The 17,750-nt window shown below is 70.6% G+C and carries 12 protein-coding genes and 2 pseudogenes; 10 read left to right on the top strand and 4 right to left on the bottom strand.

Translation table 11 applies throughout. The annotated features are described in order from the left end of the window. Nucleotides 1–83: 83 nt before the first annotated feature. Entirely contained in the window at nucleotides 84–1,043 is a 960-nt protein-coding gene (locus ACWC24_RS38350) for a bifunctional riboflavin kinase/FAD synthetase (RefSeq protein ID WP_450667543.1), read from the top strand. 86 nt (nucleotides 1,044–1,129) lie between these two features. On the opposite strand, the gene ACWC24_RS38345 is transcribed toward ACWC24_RS38350, so the two are convergent. Together ACWC24_RS38345 and ACWC24_RS38340 are read right to left on the bottom strand one after the other, a co-directional pair. Continuing rightward, the gene (locus tag ACWC24_RS38345; RefSeq protein ID WP_450667542.1) at nucleotides 1,130–4,945 is read right to left on the bottom strand and encodes an SCO5717 family growth-regulating ATPase; all 3,816 of its coding nucleotides are present in this window, start codon (nucleotides 4,943–4,945) and stop codon (nucleotides 1,130–1,132) included. A 538-nt stretch (nucleotides 4,946–5,483) separates the two neighbouring features. Continuing rightward, nucleotides 5,484–5,792, bottom strand: a complete 309-nt coding sequence (locus ACWC24_RS38340; RefSeq protein WP_450667541.1) for a DUF397 domain-containing protein — start codon at nucleotides 5,790–5,792, stop codon at nucleotides 5,484–5,486. A 264-nt stretch (nucleotides 5,793–6,056) separates the two neighbouring features. Here ACWC24_RS38340 and rpsO point away from each other — a divergent pair, with 264 nt between their 5' ends. The 5 genes from rpsO (at nucleotide 6,057) to ACWC24_RS38315 (ending at nucleotide 11,535) form a co-directional block, all read left to right on the top strand. Then, nucleotides 6,057–6,344: a 30S ribosomal protein S15 gene (gene rpsO / locus ACWC24_RS38335; protein WP_143640166.1), complete on the top strand. Its 288-nt coding sequence runs from the start codon at nucleotides 6,057–6,059 to the stop codon at nucleotides 6,342–6,344. 341 nt (nucleotides 6,345–6,685) lie between these two features. Continuing rightward, nucleotides 6,686–8,905, top strand: a complete 2,220-nt coding sequence (locus ACWC24_RS38330) for a polyribonucleotide nucleotidyltransferase (RefSeq protein ID WP_450667540.1) — start codon at nucleotides 6,686–6,688, stop codon at nucleotides 8,903–8,905. Further along, nucleotides 8,902–10,281, top strand: a complete 1,380-nt coding sequence (locus ACWC24_RS38325; RefSeq protein ID WP_450667539.1) for a M16 family metallopeptidase — start codon at nucleotides 8,902–8,904, stop codon at nucleotides 10,279–10,281. Before ACWC24_RS38330 ends, ACWC24_RS38325 begins: the two co-directional genes overlap by 4 nt. A gap of 46 nt (nucleotides 10,282–10,327) precedes the next feature. Next, the gene (gene dapB, locus ACWC24_RS38320) at nucleotides 10,328–11,080 is read left to right on the top strand and encodes a 4-hydroxy-tetrahydrodipicolinate reductase (protein ID WP_450667538.1); all 753 of its coding nucleotides are present in this window, start codon (nucleotides 10,328–10,330) and stop codon (nucleotides 11,078–11,080) included. A gap of 20 nt (nucleotides 11,081–11,100) precedes the next feature. Beyond that, nucleotides 11,101–11,535: a hypothetical protein gene (locus ACWC24_RS38315; protein ID WP_450667537.1), complete on the top strand. Its 435-nt coding sequence runs from the start codon at nucleotides 11,101–11,103 to the stop codon at nucleotides 11,533–11,535. A gap of 66 nt (nucleotides 11,536–11,601) precedes the next feature. Here ACWC24_RS38315 and ACWC24_RS38310 read toward each other — a convergent pair whose 3' ends face one another. Further along, nucleotides 11,602–12,159, bottom strand: coding sequence for a hypothetical protein (locus ACWC24_RS38310; RefSeq protein ID WP_450667536.1), 558 nt, complete (start codon nucleotides 12,157–12,159; stop codon nucleotides 11,602–11,604). A 126-nt stretch (nucleotides 12,160–12,285) separates the two neighbouring features. Further along, nucleotides 12,286–12,525 (bottom strand): hypothetical protein, encoded by a 240-nt coding sequence (locus ACWC24_RS38305; RefSeq protein WP_450667535.1) that lies wholly within the window; start codon nucleotides 12,523–12,525, stop codon nucleotides 12,286–12,288. Nucleotides 12,526–12,764: 239 nt separating this feature from the next. On the opposite strand from ACWC24_RS38305, the pseudogene ACWC24_RS38300 reads away from it, so the two are divergent. The 4 genes and pseudogenes from ACWC24_RS38300 to ACWC24_RS38285 form a co-directional block, all read left to right on the top strand. Then, nucleotides 12,765–13,961: pseudogene (locus tag ACWC24_RS38300) on the top strand (FAD-dependent thymidylate synthase); the annotation flags it as partial. A gap of 3 nt (nucleotides 13,962–13,964) precedes the next feature. Beyond that, nucleotides 13,965–14,414: pseudogene (thyX, locus tag ACWC24_RS38295) on the top strand (FAD-dependent thymidylate synthase); the annotation flags it as partial. A 211-nt stretch (nucleotides 14,415–14,625) separates the two neighbouring features. Then, on the top strand, nucleotides 14,626–15,525 hold the full coding sequence (gene dapA, locus ACWC24_RS38290) for a 4-hydroxy-tetrahydrodipicolinate synthase (protein ID WP_450667534.1): 900 nt from the start codon (nucleotides 14,626–14,628) through the stop codon (nucleotides 15,523–15,525). A 143-nt stretch (nucleotides 15,526–15,668) separates the two neighbouring features. Beyond that, nucleotides 15,669–17,354 (top strand): ribonuclease J, encoded by a 1,686-nt coding sequence (locus tag ACWC24_RS38285; RefSeq protein ID WP_450667533.1) that lies wholly within the window; start codon nucleotides 15,669–15,671, stop codon nucleotides 17,352–17,354. Nucleotides 17,355–17,750: the final 396 nt, after the last annotated feature.

The following is a 17,750-nucleotide window of genomic DNA, read 5'->3' as shown; positions in this document are numbered from 1 at the left end:
CGGGGCGGAAGCACTCGGCATGGCACCCTTAGACCTGCGCATAAGGCAGGCAACAAACACAGGTTCGACAAGGAGCGGTCACAGTGCAGCGCTGGCGTGGCTTGGAGGACATCCCCGAGGACTGGGGGCGCAGCGTCGTCACCATCGGCTCCTACGACGGAGTCCACCGGGGCCACCAGCTGATCATCAGCCATGCCGTGGAGCGCGCCCGTGAGCTGGGCGTGCCGTCGGTCGTCGTCACCTTCGACCCGCACCCCAGCGAGGTGGTCCGCCCCGGCAGCCACCCGCCGCTGCTGGCCCCGCACCACCGCCGTGCCGAGCTGATGGCGGACCTGGGCGTGGACGCGGTGCTGATCCTGCCGTTCACCAAGGAGTTCTCGAAGCTGTCGCCGGCCGACTTCGTCGTCAAGGTCCTGGTCGACAAGCTGCACGCCAAGGCGGTCGTCGAGGGCCCGAACTTCCGCTTCGGCCACAAGGCCGCGGGCAACGTGGAGTTCCTCACCGAACAGGGCGGGGTCTACGACTTCGAGGTCGAGGTCGTGGACCTGTACGTGAGCGGTGCGGCGGGCGGCGGCGAGCCGTTCTCCTCCACCCTGACCCGGCGTCTGGTGGCCACCGGTGACGTCGAGGGCGCCCACGAGATCCTCGGCCGCCCGCACCGCGTGGAGGGCGTGGTCGTCCGCGGCGCGCAGCGCGGCCGTGAGCTGGGCTTCCCGACGGCGAACGTCGAGACGCTGCCCCACACCGCGATCCCGGCCGACGGCGTCTACGCCGGCTGGCTGCACGCGGACGGCGAGGCCATGCCGGCCGCCATCTCCGTCGGCACGAACCCGCAGTTCGACGGCACCGAGCGCACGGTGGAGGCGTACGCCATCGACCGCGTCGGCCTGGACCTGTACGGCCTGCACGTCGCCGTCGACTTCCTGGCCTACGTCCGCGGCCAGGCGAAGTTCGAGTCGCTCGAGGCGTTCCTGGAGCAGATGGCCGAGGACGTGAAGCGCTGCCGTGCGCTGGTGGAGGCGGCGGGGACCCCCGCCGACTAGCTCCCCCGCTCGTACGACGACGAAGGGCGGCCGGTGTCCTCGGGACACCGGCCGCCCTTCGCGTTCACCCGGCCAGGGGGCCGGGGCTACTGCTGCGGCGGCTGGGGCTGCTGCGGGTAACCGGGCTGCTGCGGATACGGCTGTCCCGGCTGCTGGGGGTAGCCCTGCGGCGGGTACGGCTGACCGGCGGGCGGATAGGGCTGCTGCCCGGGCTGCCCGGGCTGCCCGGGCTGTCCCGGCTGGGCCGGTTGCCCCGGCTGCGCGTAGGGCTGTCCCGGCTGTCCCGGCTGCCCCGGTTGTGCATAGGGCTGTCCGGGCCGGGGGTACGGCTGTCCGGGCTGCGCGTAGGGCTGACCCGGCTGCTGGGCATAGGGCTGGCCCGGGTACGGCTGCCCCGGCATCGGCGGTGCGGCCACCGGCGGCGGGTTGCCGTCCGAGGTCCACAGCCCGTGCATCTGCTGATGCCGTACGAAGTCCTCGGCGACCATCGCCGCGAGGTGGAAGTACGACTCGCGCACCTTCGGGCGCATCATGTCGAGGTCGACCTCGGCACCGGCGGCGAGGTGCTCGTCGAACGGGACGACGACGACACCGCGGCAGCGCGTCTCGAAGTGGCTGACGATGTCGTCCACCTTGATCATCTTGCCGGTCTCGCGCACCCCGGAGATGACGGTGAGGGAGCGGGAGACGAGGTCGGCGTACCCGTGCGCGGACAGCCAGTCCAGCGTCGTACTGGCGCTGCTCGCACCGTCCACGGACGGCGTGGAGATGATGATGAGCTGGTCGGCGAGGTCGAGCACACCGCGCATGGCGCTGTACAGCAGACCGGTGCCCGAGTCGGTGAGGATGATCGGGTACTGCTTGCCGAGCACGTCTATCGCGCGTCGGTAGTCCTCGTCGTTGAACGCCGTCGACACCGCCGGGTCGACGTCGTTGGCGATGATCTCCAGCCCCGAGGGGGCCTGGGAGGTGAACCGCCTGATGTCCATGTACGAGTTGAGGTACGGGATCGCCTGGACGAGGTCGCGGATGGTGGCCCCGGTCTCCCGCCGTACGCGGCGGCCGAGGGTGCCTGCGTCCGGGTTCGCGTCGATCGCGAGGATCTTGTCCTGTCGCTCGGTGGCGAGCGTGGCGCCCAGCGCGGTGGTCGTGGTGGTCTTGCCGACACCGCCCTTGAGGCTGATGACGGCGATCCGGTAGCAGGACAGGACGGGCGTCCGGATGAGGTCGAGCTTCCGCTGCCGCTCGGCCTCCTCCCGCTTGCCACCGAGCTTGAACCGCCCGCCGGTTGCGGCCGGTCGTCCGCTCTTCGCCTTCTGCCGCTTGTTGTTGAGCAGCCGGTCCGACGACAGCTCCACGGCAGCGGTGTAACCGAGCGGCGCGGCACCGGGGTTGGTGGGCTGCCGCTGGTCGTGCTGCATGGGCTGCGGCCAGGCGGCACCGACCCGCGGGTCCACGGGCTGCTGCTGTGGCTGTGGAGCCTGCGGCTGCTGACCGGGCTGCTGCTGAGCCTGCTGCGGGTGCTGGGGCTGCTGGGGCTGGGGGTACGCCTGCGGGTGCTGCGGCGAGTGAGGCGCCTGGGGCATCTGGGCTGCCTGAGGCGGCTGAACGGTCTGAGGCGGCTGCGGTGCCTGGGGGGTCTGCGGCGCCTGCGGTGTGAATCCGTGCGGAGCCGCCTGCGGGTCCTGCGCCTGCGGCTGCTGCGGCTGCCCCTGCGGAGCGGGCGGCTGGGGGAATCCGTAACCGCCGGGCTGCGGGAGGGGATGGGCGCCGGGAGCCTGCGGCGGGGTGGGGGCGCCGCCCTGGTGGGGGAAGCCGTAGCCGTTCTGGGGGTTGGGCGCCGGTGCGGGAGCGGGAGCACCTTGGTGGGGGAAGCCGTAGCCCGGGGCGGGGTGCGGCGTCGCGTCCACCGGTGCCTGCGGTGCGGGCTCCGGTCGGGGGCCCGGCACGGGCGGGAGGTGATGGCCGCCGGGGGAGTGGACCGGTCCGGGAGCCGGGGCCGGTGCGGGGGCGGCGCCGGGGTGCGGGAAGCCGTATCCGGCAGGCGGGTTGGGGGCGGCCGGGGCGGGGGCCTCGCCCTGCTGCGGGAAGCCGTAACCGCTCTGCGGGGCAGGCGGGCCCCAGGCGGCGGGCGCGGGCTCGGGCGCCTGCGGCTGGAACGGCGGCTGCACCGTCGGCGCGGCCGGCTGGGGCTCGGGCTGCGCCGGGGGCTGCGCGGGCCACTGGGCCGCGGCGACCGGGGCCGCGGGCTGGTACGTCGGCGGCAGCGGGGGCAGCCCGCCCTGCGGCGCAGGCGGGGGTGCCCAGGCGGGCGGAGCGTCCTGCGGCGCGTCGGCCGGTCCCGGAACGGCGTCCTGCGGCTCGTCGGCCTCGGCGTCGGAGCGCACTGTGCCGGAGGGCACTGCGTCGGAGGGCACGGCGTCCGCGGGCTCGTCGTTCGAGGGCACTGCGTCGGAGGGCGCGGCGTCCGCGGGCTCGTCGTTCGAGGGCACTGCGTCGGAGGGCACGGCGTCCGCGGGCTCGTCGTTCGAGGGCACTGCGTCGGAAGGCGCGGCGTCCGCGGGCTCGACGTCGGTGTCCACGGTGTCCTCGACATTCGCGTCCACGACATCCGCGTCCGTGGGGCCGACGGTGTCGGCACCGCTTTCCCCGGCGACTGCATCAGCGTCCGGAGACACCGCGTCACCGTCCTCCGGGGTGCCCTCGGCGGCCGCCGCCTCCTCGGGCTCGGCGTCGTCCGAAGGCGTCAGGGACTCACCCTCGCCGTCCTCCTCCATGGACACTTCCTGGGCCTCCGCCGACTCCTGGGCCTCCGTCGGCTCCTGGCCGTCGGCCACCTCACCGGCCACCTCGCCAGTCTCCGACTCCGACTCCGACTCGGCTTCGGCCTGGTCCTCGGCCTGAACCTCGGTCTCGGAGGCCGGCTCCGGGGCCGCGGACGGCAAGGACTCGTCGCCGGCGGGGCTCTCGGCCTTCGCCTCCTGCGACTCCTGCTCCTGCTCCTGCTCCGGTCCCTGTTCCCGCTCCTGCTCCTCGGCCGCGGCCTCGGCGGCCCGCTCCGCGATCTCCCGCTTCAGAGTGATGGCGGAGAACCGCATGGTGGCGCCGCTCTCCAGGTCACCGTTGCCGGTGTCGCCGCCCTCCGCAACGGAGGCGGCAGGCGCTACGGGCGTGGCGGGTACGGCAGGGACAGCGGGCACCGCGGGCGCGGCCGGAACCGCCGGAGGTTCAGGGGTGGGCGATACCGCGGCAGCCGGTCCCGTACCCCACGGGCTGTTGAACCCGCCCACGGGAATGTTCGGCACGGCCGTCGGCGACGGGGCGACCACCGGGGGAGTCACGGCCGGGGGAGCAGCGGGCGCCGGGGGCGAAGCGGGCCCCGGGGGCACCGGAGGAGCCGAGGGCTCGAACCCGCTGCCGACCGGAAGGCGGGGCACGGCGACCGGGCCGCCGGTGGGCGGCACGGGCGGCCGGGGCGCGGTGAACGGCGCCCCGGGAACGGGAGCCGACGGCGGGAAGGGAGCCCCGGACGGCTGCGTGGCATGGGCGGGCGGTGTGAGCCCCGGAAGCGGCGCCCCCGAGGGCCCCGACGGGAACGGCGGCCCCGCAACACCCGGTGCCGCGGGGGCCGTGGGTCCGGCCTGCGGGGCGGGACCGCCCTGCGCCCCCGGCGTGGTCGCGCCGGCGCCGGCCGTCGGACCGCCACCGCTGCCGCCGGCACCGCCACCCGGACCCGTGGCGGCCGCCGAACCCGAACTCCCCGCCGCGTTCTGCGTGTACCAGGCGGGCGGTGCGTAGTCGAGGGTGAACTCGCCCGTCATCTCGATGTCGGACTCGACGTCGGGCTGGTCATCGCCGGGTGTGGCCCAGCCCCCGCGGATCCCGTCCCGATCGCTGCTCACAGTTCCTCCTGGTGTGGTCGAGCACCCTCATGCCGTGCCGGGGCGACCGTTTCTCGTCGTCCGAAATCGTTCGAGGTCGTCCGATCAGCCGGCTCTCCCCCTGGGACGCCGATGCCCGGTCCACGGGTTCTGGCATCGCGCCCTGTCCCAGCCTAATCACCGCAGGCCCCACCCCGGCAGGCCCGTCCGCCCCTGAGCGCCTGTCCACTGCGTCACAGCCTGCCCGGAAGTGCCGTACACAGCACGCATATTGGTGAACAAACCACATGACATTCATGAACAAGTAGGACAGGACCTGGCGGGAGTTGACTGATTCTTAGCCCCCAACCGAGGTACCCCGTAAGCGCATTGACCAACGCGTCAGTGGAACCAGTGGAACCAGTGGGACCAGTAGAACCAGTAGAACCAGTGGAACCAGTGGAAGAGGACGCGGATCTCCGGCGCGGACGCCGACACGGGGAAGGGGCGGCACTCGTGCGCGCCGCCCCTTCCCCATATTCCTCTGTACTGTCGCGTCGGCCGTCGCGCCGACGGCCGCTCACGCCACGTCGGGACCGCCGTCCGGACCGCCGTCGTGCGGCGCCGGCTCCAGGTCGAACTCGCCGTCCCGCGCGCCGAGCACGAAGGCCCGCCACTCCGCCTCCGTGTACCGCAGCACCGTGCCGGGGTCGAGGGACGACCGCATGGCCACCGCGCCGGCCGGGAGGTGGGCGATCTCGACCCGCTCCTCGTGCTCCTCGGTGCCCGGTGCGCCGAGCCACTCGACGTCCGAGATGTCGAGCGCGTAGAGCTCGTCCCGCTCCCGTTCCTTGCGCGCCTTGACGTCCGCGCTCAGTTCCTCCGCCATGGTCAAGCGACCCCTTCCCGACGTGCGGATGATCCCGGCGTTCACCCTAGTGGCCGCAAGGTCGCCGACCGGGTAGTTCGGGGACCCCGGCCGAGTGGGCCCTGCGCTGCTGGTACTCTGGACGACGGCCGTTTGTGTACGCGCCCGCGGAGCATCGCTCTGCAGGCCGCGCCCAGCGGATCCCCGCCTCCCGAGTAACGGAAGCTCCCCTGAGAAGTGGACCAGGGGCACTCGGTGGCTACTCAGAGACTACGAGGAGTAAGCGTGTCGCTCGACGCCGCTACGAAGAAGCAGATCATCAGCGAGTTCGGTACCAAGGAGGGCGACACCGGCTCCCCCGAGGTCCAGGTCGCCATGCTGTCCCGCCGGATCTCGGACCTGACCGAGCACCTCAAGGCCCACAAGCACGACCACCACTCCCGTCGTGGTCTGCTGATCCTGGTCGGTCAGCGCCGCCGCCTGCTGCAGTACCTGGCCAAGAAGGACATCCAGCGCTTCCGTGCGCTGGTCGACCGCCTCGGCATCCGCCGTGGTGCTGCGGGCGCCAAGTAAGACGCCATGAGGGGAGCGGTTCCCGAAGTGCTCGGGGCCGCTCCCCTTTGCCGTACGTGCGGAAACGTGCGGAGTGTCGCCGGCGCTTTGTAGTGTGGTAGCACAACGCAATACGTACGACACCGTGTGATAGGCCCTACCCGTACCGGGTATCGCGTGATCACACACACCGAACGAGGAGAAGCGCACCTCGCCGCCGCCGGTCCTCGGTAGTGGCGCCCGGGGGAAAGCGAGCCCCGGGTGCTTCGATCGAAGACCGGCCCGCACCGCACGGAGCGCTTCTCCGCCACCGTCCCCCCGCCACACGGGCGAGGAGGGACGAAGACGAGGAGAAAACGCTAGTGGAGAACGAGACCCACTACGCCGAGGCCGTCATCGACAACGGCGCCTTCGGCACCCGCACCATCCGCTTCGAGACGGGCCGCCTGGCCAAGCAGGCCGCCGGCTCCGCAGTGGCGTACCTGGACGACGACACCATGGTGCTGTCGGCCACCACCGCCTCCAAGAACCCCAAGGACCAGCTCGACTTCTTCCCCCTGACGGTGGACGTCGAGGAGCGGATGTACGCCGCCGGCAAGATCCCCGGCAGCTTCTTCCGCCGTGAGGGCCGCCCCTCCGAGGACGCCATCCTCACCTGCCGTCTCATCGACCGTCCGCTGCGTCCGTCCTTCAAGAAGGGCCTGCGCAACGAGATCCAGGTCGTCGCCACGATCATGGCGCTCAACCCCGACCACCTGTACGACGTCGTGGCGATCAACGCCGCGTCCGCGTCCACGCAGCTGGCCGGTCTGCCCTTCTCCGGCCCGATCGGCGGCGTCCGCGTCGCGCTGATCAACGGCCAGTGGGTCGCGTTCCCGACGCACACCGAGCTCGAGGACGCCGTCTTCGACATGGTCGTCGCCGGTCGCGTCCTGGAGGACGGCGACGTCGCGATCATGATGGTCGAGGCCGAGGCCACCGAGAAGACCATCCAGCTGGTCGCGGGTGGCGCCGAGGCGCCGACCGAGGAGGTCGTCGCCTCCGGTCTGGACGCCGCGAAGCCCTTCATCAAGGTCCTGTGCAAGGCTCAGGCCGACCTCGCCGCGAAGGCCGCCAAGCCGACCGGTGAGTTCCCGGTCTTCCTCGACTACCAGGACGACGTCCTGGAGGCGCTGTCCGCCGCCGTCCGCCCGGAGCTGGCCTCCGCGCTGACCATCGCGGGCAAGCAGGAGCGCGAGGCCGAGCTGGACCGCGTCAAGACGCTCGCCGCCGAGAAGCTCCTGCCGGAGTTCGAGGGCCGCGAGAAGGAGATCTCCGCCGCGTACCGCTCGCTGACCAAGTCCCTGGTCCGTGAGCGCGTCATCAAGGAGAAGAAGCGCATCGACGGCCGCGGCGTCACGGACATCCGTACGCTCGCCGCCGAGGTCGAGGCCATCCCGCGCGTGCACGGCTCGGCGCTGTTCGAGCGTGGCGAGACCCAGATCCTGGGCGTCACCACCCTCAACATGCTCCGCATGGAGCAGCAGCTGGACACCCTTTCCCCGGTGACCCGCAAGCGCTACATGCACAACTACAACTTCCCGCCGTACTCCGTCGGCGAGACCGGCCGCGTCGGCTCCCCGAAGCGCCGCGAGATCGGCCACGGCGCCCTCGCCGAGCGCGCCATCGTGCCGGTGCTGCCGACGCGCGAGGAGTTCCCGTACGCGATCCGTCAGGTGTCCGAGGCCCTCGGCTCCAACGGTTCGACGTCCATGGGCTCGGTCTGCGCCTCCACCATGTCGCTGCTCAACGCCGGTGTGCCGCTGAAGGCCCCGGTCGCCGGCATCGCCATGGGCCTGATCTCCCAGGAGATCAACGGCGAGACGCACTACGTCGCCCTCACCGACATCCTCGGTGCGGAGGACGCCTTCGGCGACATGGACTTCAAGGTCGCCGGCACCAAGGAGTTCGTGACCGCCCTCCAGCTCGACACCAAGCTGGACGGCATCCCGGCCTCCGTCCTGGCCGCGGCCCTCAAGCAGGCCCGCGACGCCCGCCTCCACATCCTCGACGTGATGATGGAAGCGATCGACACGCCGGACGAGATGTCCCCGAACGCCCCGCGGATCATCACCGTCAAGATCCCCGTGGACAAGATCGGCGAGGTCATCGGCCCCAAGGGCAAGATGATCAACCAGATCCAGGAGGACACCGGCGCCGAGATCACGATCGAGGACGACGGCACCATCTACATCGGTGCCGCCGACGGCCCGGCCGCCGAGGCCGCCCGCGCCACGATCAACGGCATCGCCAACCCGACCATGCCGGAGGTCGGCGAGCGCTACCTGGGTACGGTCGTCAAGACCACCACCTTCGGCGCGTTCGTCTCGCTGCTCCCGGGCAAGGACGGTCTGCTGCACATCTCGCAGATCCGCAAGCTCGCCGGCGGCAAGCGCGTGGAGAACGTCGAGGACGTCGTCGGCGTGGGCCAGAAGGTCCAGGTCGAGATCGCCGAGATCGACTCCCGCGGCAAGCTCTCCCTCATCCCCGTGATCGAGGGCGAAGAGGGCGACGAGACGAAGAAGGACGACGCCGACCAGTGACGTCCCGTAGCTCCAAGGCGACGGCCCGCACCTCTTCGGAGGCGCGGGCCGTCGCCCGTACCCAAACCCTCATCAAGGGCACCAGCGGCATCGGCACGGTCCGCAAGACCACTCTCCCGGGCGGCCTGCGCATCGTCACCGAGACCCTGCCCTCGGTCCGCTCGGCGACCTTCGGCATCTGGGCGCACGTCGGCTCCCGCGACGAGACCCCGACCCTGAACGGCGCCACGCACTACCTTGAGCACCTGCTCTTCAAGGGCACCTCGCGCCGCAGCGCGCTGGACATCTCCTCCGCGATCGACGCGGTCGGCGGCGAGATGAACGCGTTCACGGCCAAGGAGTACACGTGCTACTACGCGCGCGTGCTCGACACCGATCTGCCCCTGGCGATCGACGTCGTCTGCGACATGCTGACCGGTTCCCTCATCCTCGAGGACGACGTCAACGTCGAGCGCGGCGCGATCCTCGAAGAGATCGCGATGACCGAGGACGACCCGGGCGACTGCGTGCACGACCTGTTCGCGCACACGATGTTCGGCGACAACCCCCTCGGCCGCCCGGTCCTCGGCACCGTCGACACGGTCAACGCCCTGACCGCCGACCGCATCCGCCGCTTCTACAAGAAGCACTACGACCCGACCCACCTGGTGGTCGCGGCCGCGGGCAACATCGACCACAACAAGGTCGTACGACAGGTGCGTGCCGCGTTCGAGAAGGCGGGCGCCTTCCGCAACCAGGAGGCCTCGCCCATCGCCCCCCGCGACGGCCGGCGCACCATCCGCACCGCGGGCCGCGTCGAACTGCTCGGCCGCAAGACCGAGCAGGCGCACGTCGTCCTCGGCATGCCGGGCCTGGCCCGCACCGACGACCGCCGCTGGGCCCTCGGCGTGCTGAACACCGCCCTCGGCGGCGGCATGTCCTCCCGCCTCTTCCAGGAGGTCCGCGAGAAGCGCGGCCTGGCCTACAGCGTGTACTCGTACACCTCGGGCTTCGCCGACTGCGGCCTGTTCGGCGTGTACGCGGGCTGCCGCCCGAGTCAGGTGCACGACGTGCTGAAGATCTGCCGCGACGAACTCGACCACGTCGCCGAGCACGGCCTGTCCGACGAGGAGATCGGCCGCGCGGTCGGCCAGCTCCAGGGCTCCACGGTCCTCGGCCTGGAGGACACCGGCGCGCTGATGAACCGTATCGGCAAGAGCGAACTGTGCTGGGGCGAGCAGATGTCGGTCGACGACATGCTGGCCCGGATAACGGCCGTGACCCCGGACGACGTCCGTTCGGTCGCCCGCGAGATCCTGGGACAGCGCCCGTCGCTGTCGGTCATCGGCCCGCTCAAGGACAAGCAGGCCGCCCGGCTGAACGACGCCGTCGCCTGACCCCTCCCCGGTCCGCCCCAACCCCTTCGGTAAGGAAGCAAGACAGATGAGCAAGCTGCGCGTGGCGGTCCTCGGTGCCAAGGGCCGCATCGGCTCCGAGGCGGTACGGGCGATCGAGGCCGCCGAGGACCTGGAGCTGGTCGCCGCCCTCGGCCGGGGCGACCGGCTGGAGACGCTGACGGAGACCGGTGCCCAGGCCGTGGTCGAGCTGACCACCCCCGACTCGGTGATGGACAACCTCGACTTCTGCGTCCGCCACGGCATCCACGCCGTGGTCGGCACGACCGGCTGGAACGACGACCGCCTCGCCCGGCTGAACGGCTGGCTGGCCGAGTCGCCCGAGACCGGCGTGCTCATCGCGCCGAACTTCTCCATCGGCGCCGTCCTGACCATGAAGTTCGCGCAGATCGCCGCGCCGTATTTCGAGTCGGTCGAGGTGATCGAGCTGCACCACCCGAACAAGGTGGACGCGCCGTCCGGCACCGCCGCCCGCACCGCGCAGCTCATCGCGGAGGCGCGGGCCAGGGCCGGCTCCGCCCCGGCCCCGGACGCCACCGCCACGGCGCTGGACGGCGCCCGCGGCGCCAGCGTCGACGGGGTGCCGGTGCACTCGGTCCGGCTGCGCGGTCTGCTGGCCCACCAGGAGGTCCTGCTCGGCGGCGAGGGCGAGACCCTCACCGTCCGCCACGACTCCCTGCACCACAGCAGCTTCATGCCGGGCATCCTGCTGGGCGTGCGCCGCGTCGTGACCACTCCGGGCCTCACCTTCGGCCTGGAGCACTTCCTGGACCTCGGCTGAGCACGGACGCCGACGACATCATGCGCGCGAAGCTCACCTACGCGGTCACGGCCGCCGTCCTGGTCTTCTACTTCGTCCTGGTCGGCAGCCGCGGCGTCATGCTCATCCAGACCGGCACGCTGCTGACCGTCACCTTCGGCGTGGCGGTCCTGATCCTGCCCGTCATCGGCCTGTGGTTCCTGTGGAAGAACACCCAGTTCGTCCGCAGGGCCAACCGGCTCGCCGCCGAACTCGACGCCGAGGGCGGCCTGCCCGTCGACGAACTCAGGCGCACCCCGGACGGCCGGATCGACCGGGACTCGGCCGACGAGGTCTTCGCCCGGCGCAAGGCCGAGACGGAGGACGCCCCCGACGACTGGCGCAGCTGGTTCCGGCTCGCCGTCGCCTACCACGACGCCCGCGACACCCCACGGGCCCGCAAGGCGATGCAACGCGCGATCACGCTGCACGGGTAGCCGAGCGCCGACACAGAAATCGCGGTGGTCCGCACGGGACCACCGCGACGGGTCGCGACAGCGGGCTCAGCCGCGGCGGCCGTACTCGTCGGCCCACACCTCGATGGTGTCCGCGGCCCGGTCGAAGCCCTCGGGGCGCGCCAGGAAGTCCGCGTTGTGCGTGGTGAGCAGCGGCGGCACGTCCTGTCCCGCACGATCCTTGCGGACGAGGACCAGGGCCTGTCCCTGCACGGTCCGGGGCAGCCCGAGCCAGCGCACCGGCTGCTGCACCGTGCGCACGGCGACGACCCGCTTCCAGGGCACCGTGCGCGTGACGAGGAAGCTCACGTGGCGCAGCCCGGCGGCGCTCACCCACACGCCGACGCGCAGCGTCCGCAGCGACGCGGCGATGATCAGCAGCGCCAGGCCGAACACGGTGGCGGCGGCCGACGGCGAGTCGGTCAGGGCGATGATGACCGCCGCGAACAGCACGTACGAGGCGAGCAGCAGGCACAGCGCCGCCGCCCCCACGCGCCACGGGCCGGGCCGGTAGGGCCGCCGCCAGCGGTCGCGGTCGTCGTACGGCAGCGTGCTGTCGTCGGTCGCCTCGAAGGTGCGGTCGGCCGTCAGGAAGGGCAGGGGCACGGCTGGTCCTCACTCATTCCATGCATGGGCTGTGCCCGGTGAGGCTATCCGCCTGCCTGTCCCCTCACCACCCTCGGGGGGCCAAGGGCGCGCCGTCACGCCCTCGTGCGGCGGGACGGGGGCGGGTCAGCGCCCCTCGGACGCCTGGGACCGCTGGGTGCCCGCCGTGGAGTGGTCCAGCGTCAGCGCGGGCATGCCGATCAGCAGGGCGCCCACGAGCCCGGCGACGACCGTGAGGCCCAGCAGCCAGCGCCCGGCTATCTGACCGGCGGACGCCCGCTCGCCGGGCGGGGGAGCGACATTGCTGCGGAACCTGTCGGCTTCGGCGAGGAAGTCGAACGGGACGGGTTCACGCCGACGGGACATAGCTGCTGCTTCTCCTCTGGGGACGATCCCGGATGATCCGGGACGATCGGCGGACGATACGGACCGAACGCACGACTGTTTTCCATACAGACGAGCGAGTGTCCCCCACGGTGCCCGGTTTCACCGAATTGACAGAAGTTCACCGAAGATGTCGCGGACCGGCACCGTACGCCCTATGTCAGTGCCGGGCCGTAGAGTGGGCGCCGCCCGAGTGAAGTGATGGAAGGATCCGCCGAGCCGTGACCGACACCCCCGCCGACGACCTCAAGCCCAGCTTCCGCAGCGATGTCACCGTCGAGCTGGTCAAGCACAGCGCGGCCGACTCGGACGTCCTGTGGGCCGCCCGTGTCTCCACCGCCGGCGAGCAGTCCCTGGAAGAGCTCACCAAGGACCCGGAGCGCTCCAAGGGCCTGATCAACTACCTGATGCGGGACCGGCACGGCAGCCCCTTCGAGCACAACTCGATGACCTTCTTCATCAGTGCCCCGATCTTCGTCTTCCGCGAGTTCATGCGCCACCGGGTGGGCTGGTGCGTCTCCGGGGACACCGAGATCACCCTGGAGAGCGAGGCCGGGAACCTCCGTCGGCGTTCCATCGCCGAGCTGTACAAGCTCTGGCATCTGGGGGTGGAGGACCGCCTCCCGCATTCGGCCGGCGGCGTCACCTGGCACAGCCGCGCCGGCAAGTGGATGGCGCAGGTGCGCCGTGGCGAGACCAACCACTACCTCGGCCTGTACGAGAACCGGGAGGCCGCGGAGTCCGCGGTGGCCGAGTTCCGCGAGCAGAATCCCAGCACCCGCCTGCGCAAGCTGGAGTCGGTCCGGCGCAACCACGTCAGGTGCTTCGACGAGGAGACCCTGCTCGCCCAGCGTGCCAGGATCGTCGACGTGATCGAGTCGGGCGTCAAGCAGCTCATCAAGATCACCACCCAGTCCGGGAAGACGCTGCGCTGCACGGTGGACCACGCCGTGTTCACCCCGGAGGGCTGGGTCAAGGCCGGTGAGCTCGTGGTCGGCGACTCCGTCATGGTCGGCGGAACGGCCCCCAGGCCTTCCGAGCGACTCGTGCCGCCGAGCCTGCGCCGCGGCATCGGGGTGTGGACCTCCATGCAGCGTGAGCGGCTGATCGAGGAGACCGACGCCTGCCACCTCTGCGGCCGGGAGTTCCCCCGCGCCGAACTCGCCCTCGATCATGTCGTCCCGGTCGCGGGCGACCTCACCAGGGCTCTGGACGAGACGAACCTCGCCCCGGCCTGCGAGCCCTGCCACACCGCCAAGAGTGGCGGCGAGCAGGCGTTGGCCCGACGTGGCGGCAAGGTCGCCAAGGCGATCCCGGACCCCGTCGTCGCCATCGAGCAGGACGGCGAGGAGATGACCTACGACCTCTCCGTCGAAGGCCCCTGGCACAACTTCCTCGCGAACGGCATCGTCGTCCACAACTCGTACAACGAGGAGTCCGGGCGCTACCGCGAGCTCCAGCCCGTCTTCTACGTCCCCGGCGAGGACCGCAAGCTCGTCCAGCAGGGCCGTCCGGGCAAGTACGAGTTCGTGGCGGGCACCGAGGCGCAGCAGGAGATCGTGGAGCGCTCGATGCAGGACTCCTACGTCCAGGCGTACGAGCGCTATCAGGAGATGCTCGCCGCCGGCGTCGCCCGCGAGGTGGCCCGTGCCGTCCTTCCCGTCGGCCTGTTCTCCTCGATGTACGCCACCTGCAACGCCCGCTCGCTGATGCACTTCCTCGGCCTGCGCACCCAGCACGAGCTGGCCAAGGTGCCGTCCTTCCCGCAGCGGGAGATCGAGATGGTCGGCGAGAAGATGGAGGCCGCGTGGGCCGAGCTGATGCCGCTGACGCACGCGGCCTTCAACGCCAACGGCCGTGTCGCCCCGTAGCGGAACCGCGTCTCGGTGCCGAGTACACATGTGCGGGTCAGCCGTGTGAAGTGTCCGTATTGCGGCATTTAGAGAAGTTCATCTAGCCTGATCAAACGGACCCGGCACTGCTTGAACCCCCGAGCAGGCAGTGCCGGGTTCCGCATTTGTCCTGACTTTCCCCGCACCCCGCGGGCAGACCACGCGGTGAGCAGCGAGTAGCGTGTTACCCATGGCTCCGACCTCCACTCCGCAGACCCCCTTCGGGCGGGTCCTCACCGCCATGGTCACGCCCTTCACGGCGGACGGCGCACTCGACCTCGACGGCGCACAGCGGCTCGCCACCCATCTGGTGGACGCAGGCAACGACGGCCTGATCGTCAACGGCACCACCGGTGAGTCGCCCACCACGAGCGACGCGGAGAAATCGGATCTCGTACGAGCCGTGCTCGAAGCGGTCGGCGACCGCGCCCATGTCGTGGCCGGCGTCGGCACCAACGACACGCACCACAGCATCGAACTCGCCCGCGCCGCCGAGCAGGCCGGCGCGCACGGCCTCCTCGTCGTCACGCCGTACTACAACAAGCCCCCGCAGGAGGGCCTGTACCGGCACTTCACGGCCGTCGCCGACGCCGCCGGGCTGCCGGTCATGCTCTACGACATCCCCGGCCGCAGCGGCGTCCCGATCAACACCGAGACGCTGGTCCGCCTCGCGGAGCACCCGCGGATCGTGGCCAACAAGGACGCCAAGGGCGACCTCGGCCGCGCCAGCTGGGCCATCGCCCAGTCGGGCCTGGCCTGGTACTCCGGCGACGACATGCTGAACCTGCCGCTGCTCTCCGTGGGCGCGGTCGGCTTCGTGTCGGTCGTCGGCCATGTGGTGACACCGGAGCTGCGTGCCATGGTCGAGGCCTACGTGGCCGGCGACGTCCACAAGGCCACGGAGATCCACCAGCGGCTGCTCCCGGTCTTCACGGGCATGTTCCGTACCCAGGGCGTCATGACCACCAAGGCCGCGCTCGCCCTCCAGGGCCTGCCCGCCGGACCCCTGCGCCTGCCCATGCTGGAGCTCACGGCGGACGAGATCGCCCAGCTCAAGATCGATCTTGCCGCGGGCGGGGTACAGCTTTGACAACAGACTTGGCACCACGAGACCTCACAACTGAATAAGCGGGCCACCGGCGCCTGCGCCCCACAATGACAACTGCTTCTGCACGAACGTCATGCGCGCCACGTGCCCTACCGGTACGTGGCGCGTGTGGTGAGGAGAGTCTTTTGAGTCATCCGCATCCTGAACTCGGTGCGCCCCCGCCGCTGCCCGAAGGCGGTCTGCGCGTCACCCCGCTCGGCGGTCTCGGTGAGATCGGCCGCAACATGACGGTCTTCGAGTACGGCGGCCGTCTGCTGATCGTCGACTGCGGAGTGCTCTTCCCCGAGGAGGAGCAGCCCGGAATCGACCTGATCCTGCCGGACTTCTCGTCGATCCGGGACCGCCTCGACGACATCGAGGGCATCGTCCTCACGCACGGCCACGAGGACCACATCGGCGGTGTCCCCTACCTCCTCAGGGAGAAGCCGGACATCCCGCTGATCGGCTCCAAGCTGACCCTCGCCCTCATCGAGGCGAAGCTCCAGGAGCACCGCATCCGCCCGTACACCCTGGAGGTGGCGGAGGGGAACCGCGAGCGCATCGGCCCCTTCGACTGCGAGTTCGTCGCGGTCAACCACTCCATCCCGGACGCCCTCGCGGTCGCCATCCGGACCCCCGCCGGCATGGTGGTCCACACGGGCGACTTCAAGATGGACCAGCTCCCGCTGGACAACCGGCTGACGGACCTGCACGCGTTCGCCCGGCTGAGCGAGGAGGGCATCGACCTTCTGCTCGCCGACTCGACGAACGCCGAGGTACCGGGCTTCGTCCCGCCCGAGCGCGACATCTCCAACGTGCTGCGCCAGGTCTTCGCGAGCGCGCGCAAGCGGATCATCGTGGCGAGCTTCGCCAGCCATGTGCACCGCATCCAGCAGATCCTGGACGCGGCGCACGAGTACGGCCGTCGGGTGGCCTTCGTCGGCCGCTCCATGGTGCGCAACATGGGCATCGCCCGTGACCTGGGCTATCTGAAGGTCCCGCCGGGCCTGGTCGTGGACGTGAAGACGCTCGACGACCTCCCGGACCACGAGGTGGTCCTGGTCTGCACGGGTTCCCAGGGCGAGCCGATGGCGGCCCTGTCCCGCATGGCCAACCGCGACCACCAGATCCGGATCGTCGACGGAGACACGGTCATCCTGGCCTCGTCGCTGATCCCCGGCAACGAGAACGCGGTCTACCGCGTGATCAACGGCCTGACCCGCTGGGGTGCGAACGTCGTCCACAAGGGCAACGCCAAGGTGCACGTCTCGGGTCACGCGTCCGCGGGCGAGCTCCTGTACTTCTACAACATCTGCCGCCCGAAGAACCTGATGCCGGTGCACGGCGAGTGGCGCCACCTGCGGGCCAACGCCGAGCTGGGCGCCCTGACCGGGGTCCCGCACGACCGGATCGTGATCGCCGAGGACGGCGTCGCCGTCGACCTCGTCGAGGGCAAGGCGAAGATCTCCGGCAAGGTCCAGGCGGGCTACGTCTACGTGGACGGCCTCTCGGTCGGCGACGTGGGCGAGCCGGCCCTGAAGGACCGCAAGATCCTCGGGGACGAGGGCATCATCTCCGTCTTCGTGGTCGTCGACTCGTCGACGGGCAAGATCACCGGCGGTCCGCACATCCAGGCCCGCGGTTCGGGCATCGAGGACGCGGCGTTCGGCGGGGTGATGCCGAAGATCACCGAGGTGCTGGAACGCTCGGCCCAGGACGGCGTGGTGGAGCCGCACCAGCTTCAGCAGCTCATCCGCAGGACCCTGGGCAAGTGGGTCTCGGACACCTATCGCCGCAGGCCGATGATCCTCCCGGTCGTGGTGGAGGTCTGACACCCGGACGACCCGTCGTCCACGTCAACCTGGAGCGGGGTGCCTCGATTTGCATCGGGGCACCCCGCTCCAGTACGTTTACGTCTCCGCCTGAACGGGAACCCGGCCGCCTTGTGCGCCGGAACCAGTCCCCGAACGGGGCGGGAATTCCGACTCAGAATCTCTGATAAAGTCGGAGTCGCCGGAAAGGGAAACGCGAGAGCGGGAACCTGGAAAGCACCGAGGAAATCGGATCGCGAAACGGTCTGATAGAGTCGGAAACGCAAGACCGAAGGGAAAAAGCCCGGAGGAAAGCCCGAGAGGGTGAGTACAAAGGAAGCGTCCGTTCCTTGAGAACTCAACAGCGTGCCAAAAATCAACGCCAGATATGTTGATACCCCGTCTCCGGCCGATCGG

This window comes from Streptomyces sp. NPDC001443 (assembly GCF_053597355.1).
This window is presented reverse-complemented; position numbering and strand designations above follow the sequence as displayed.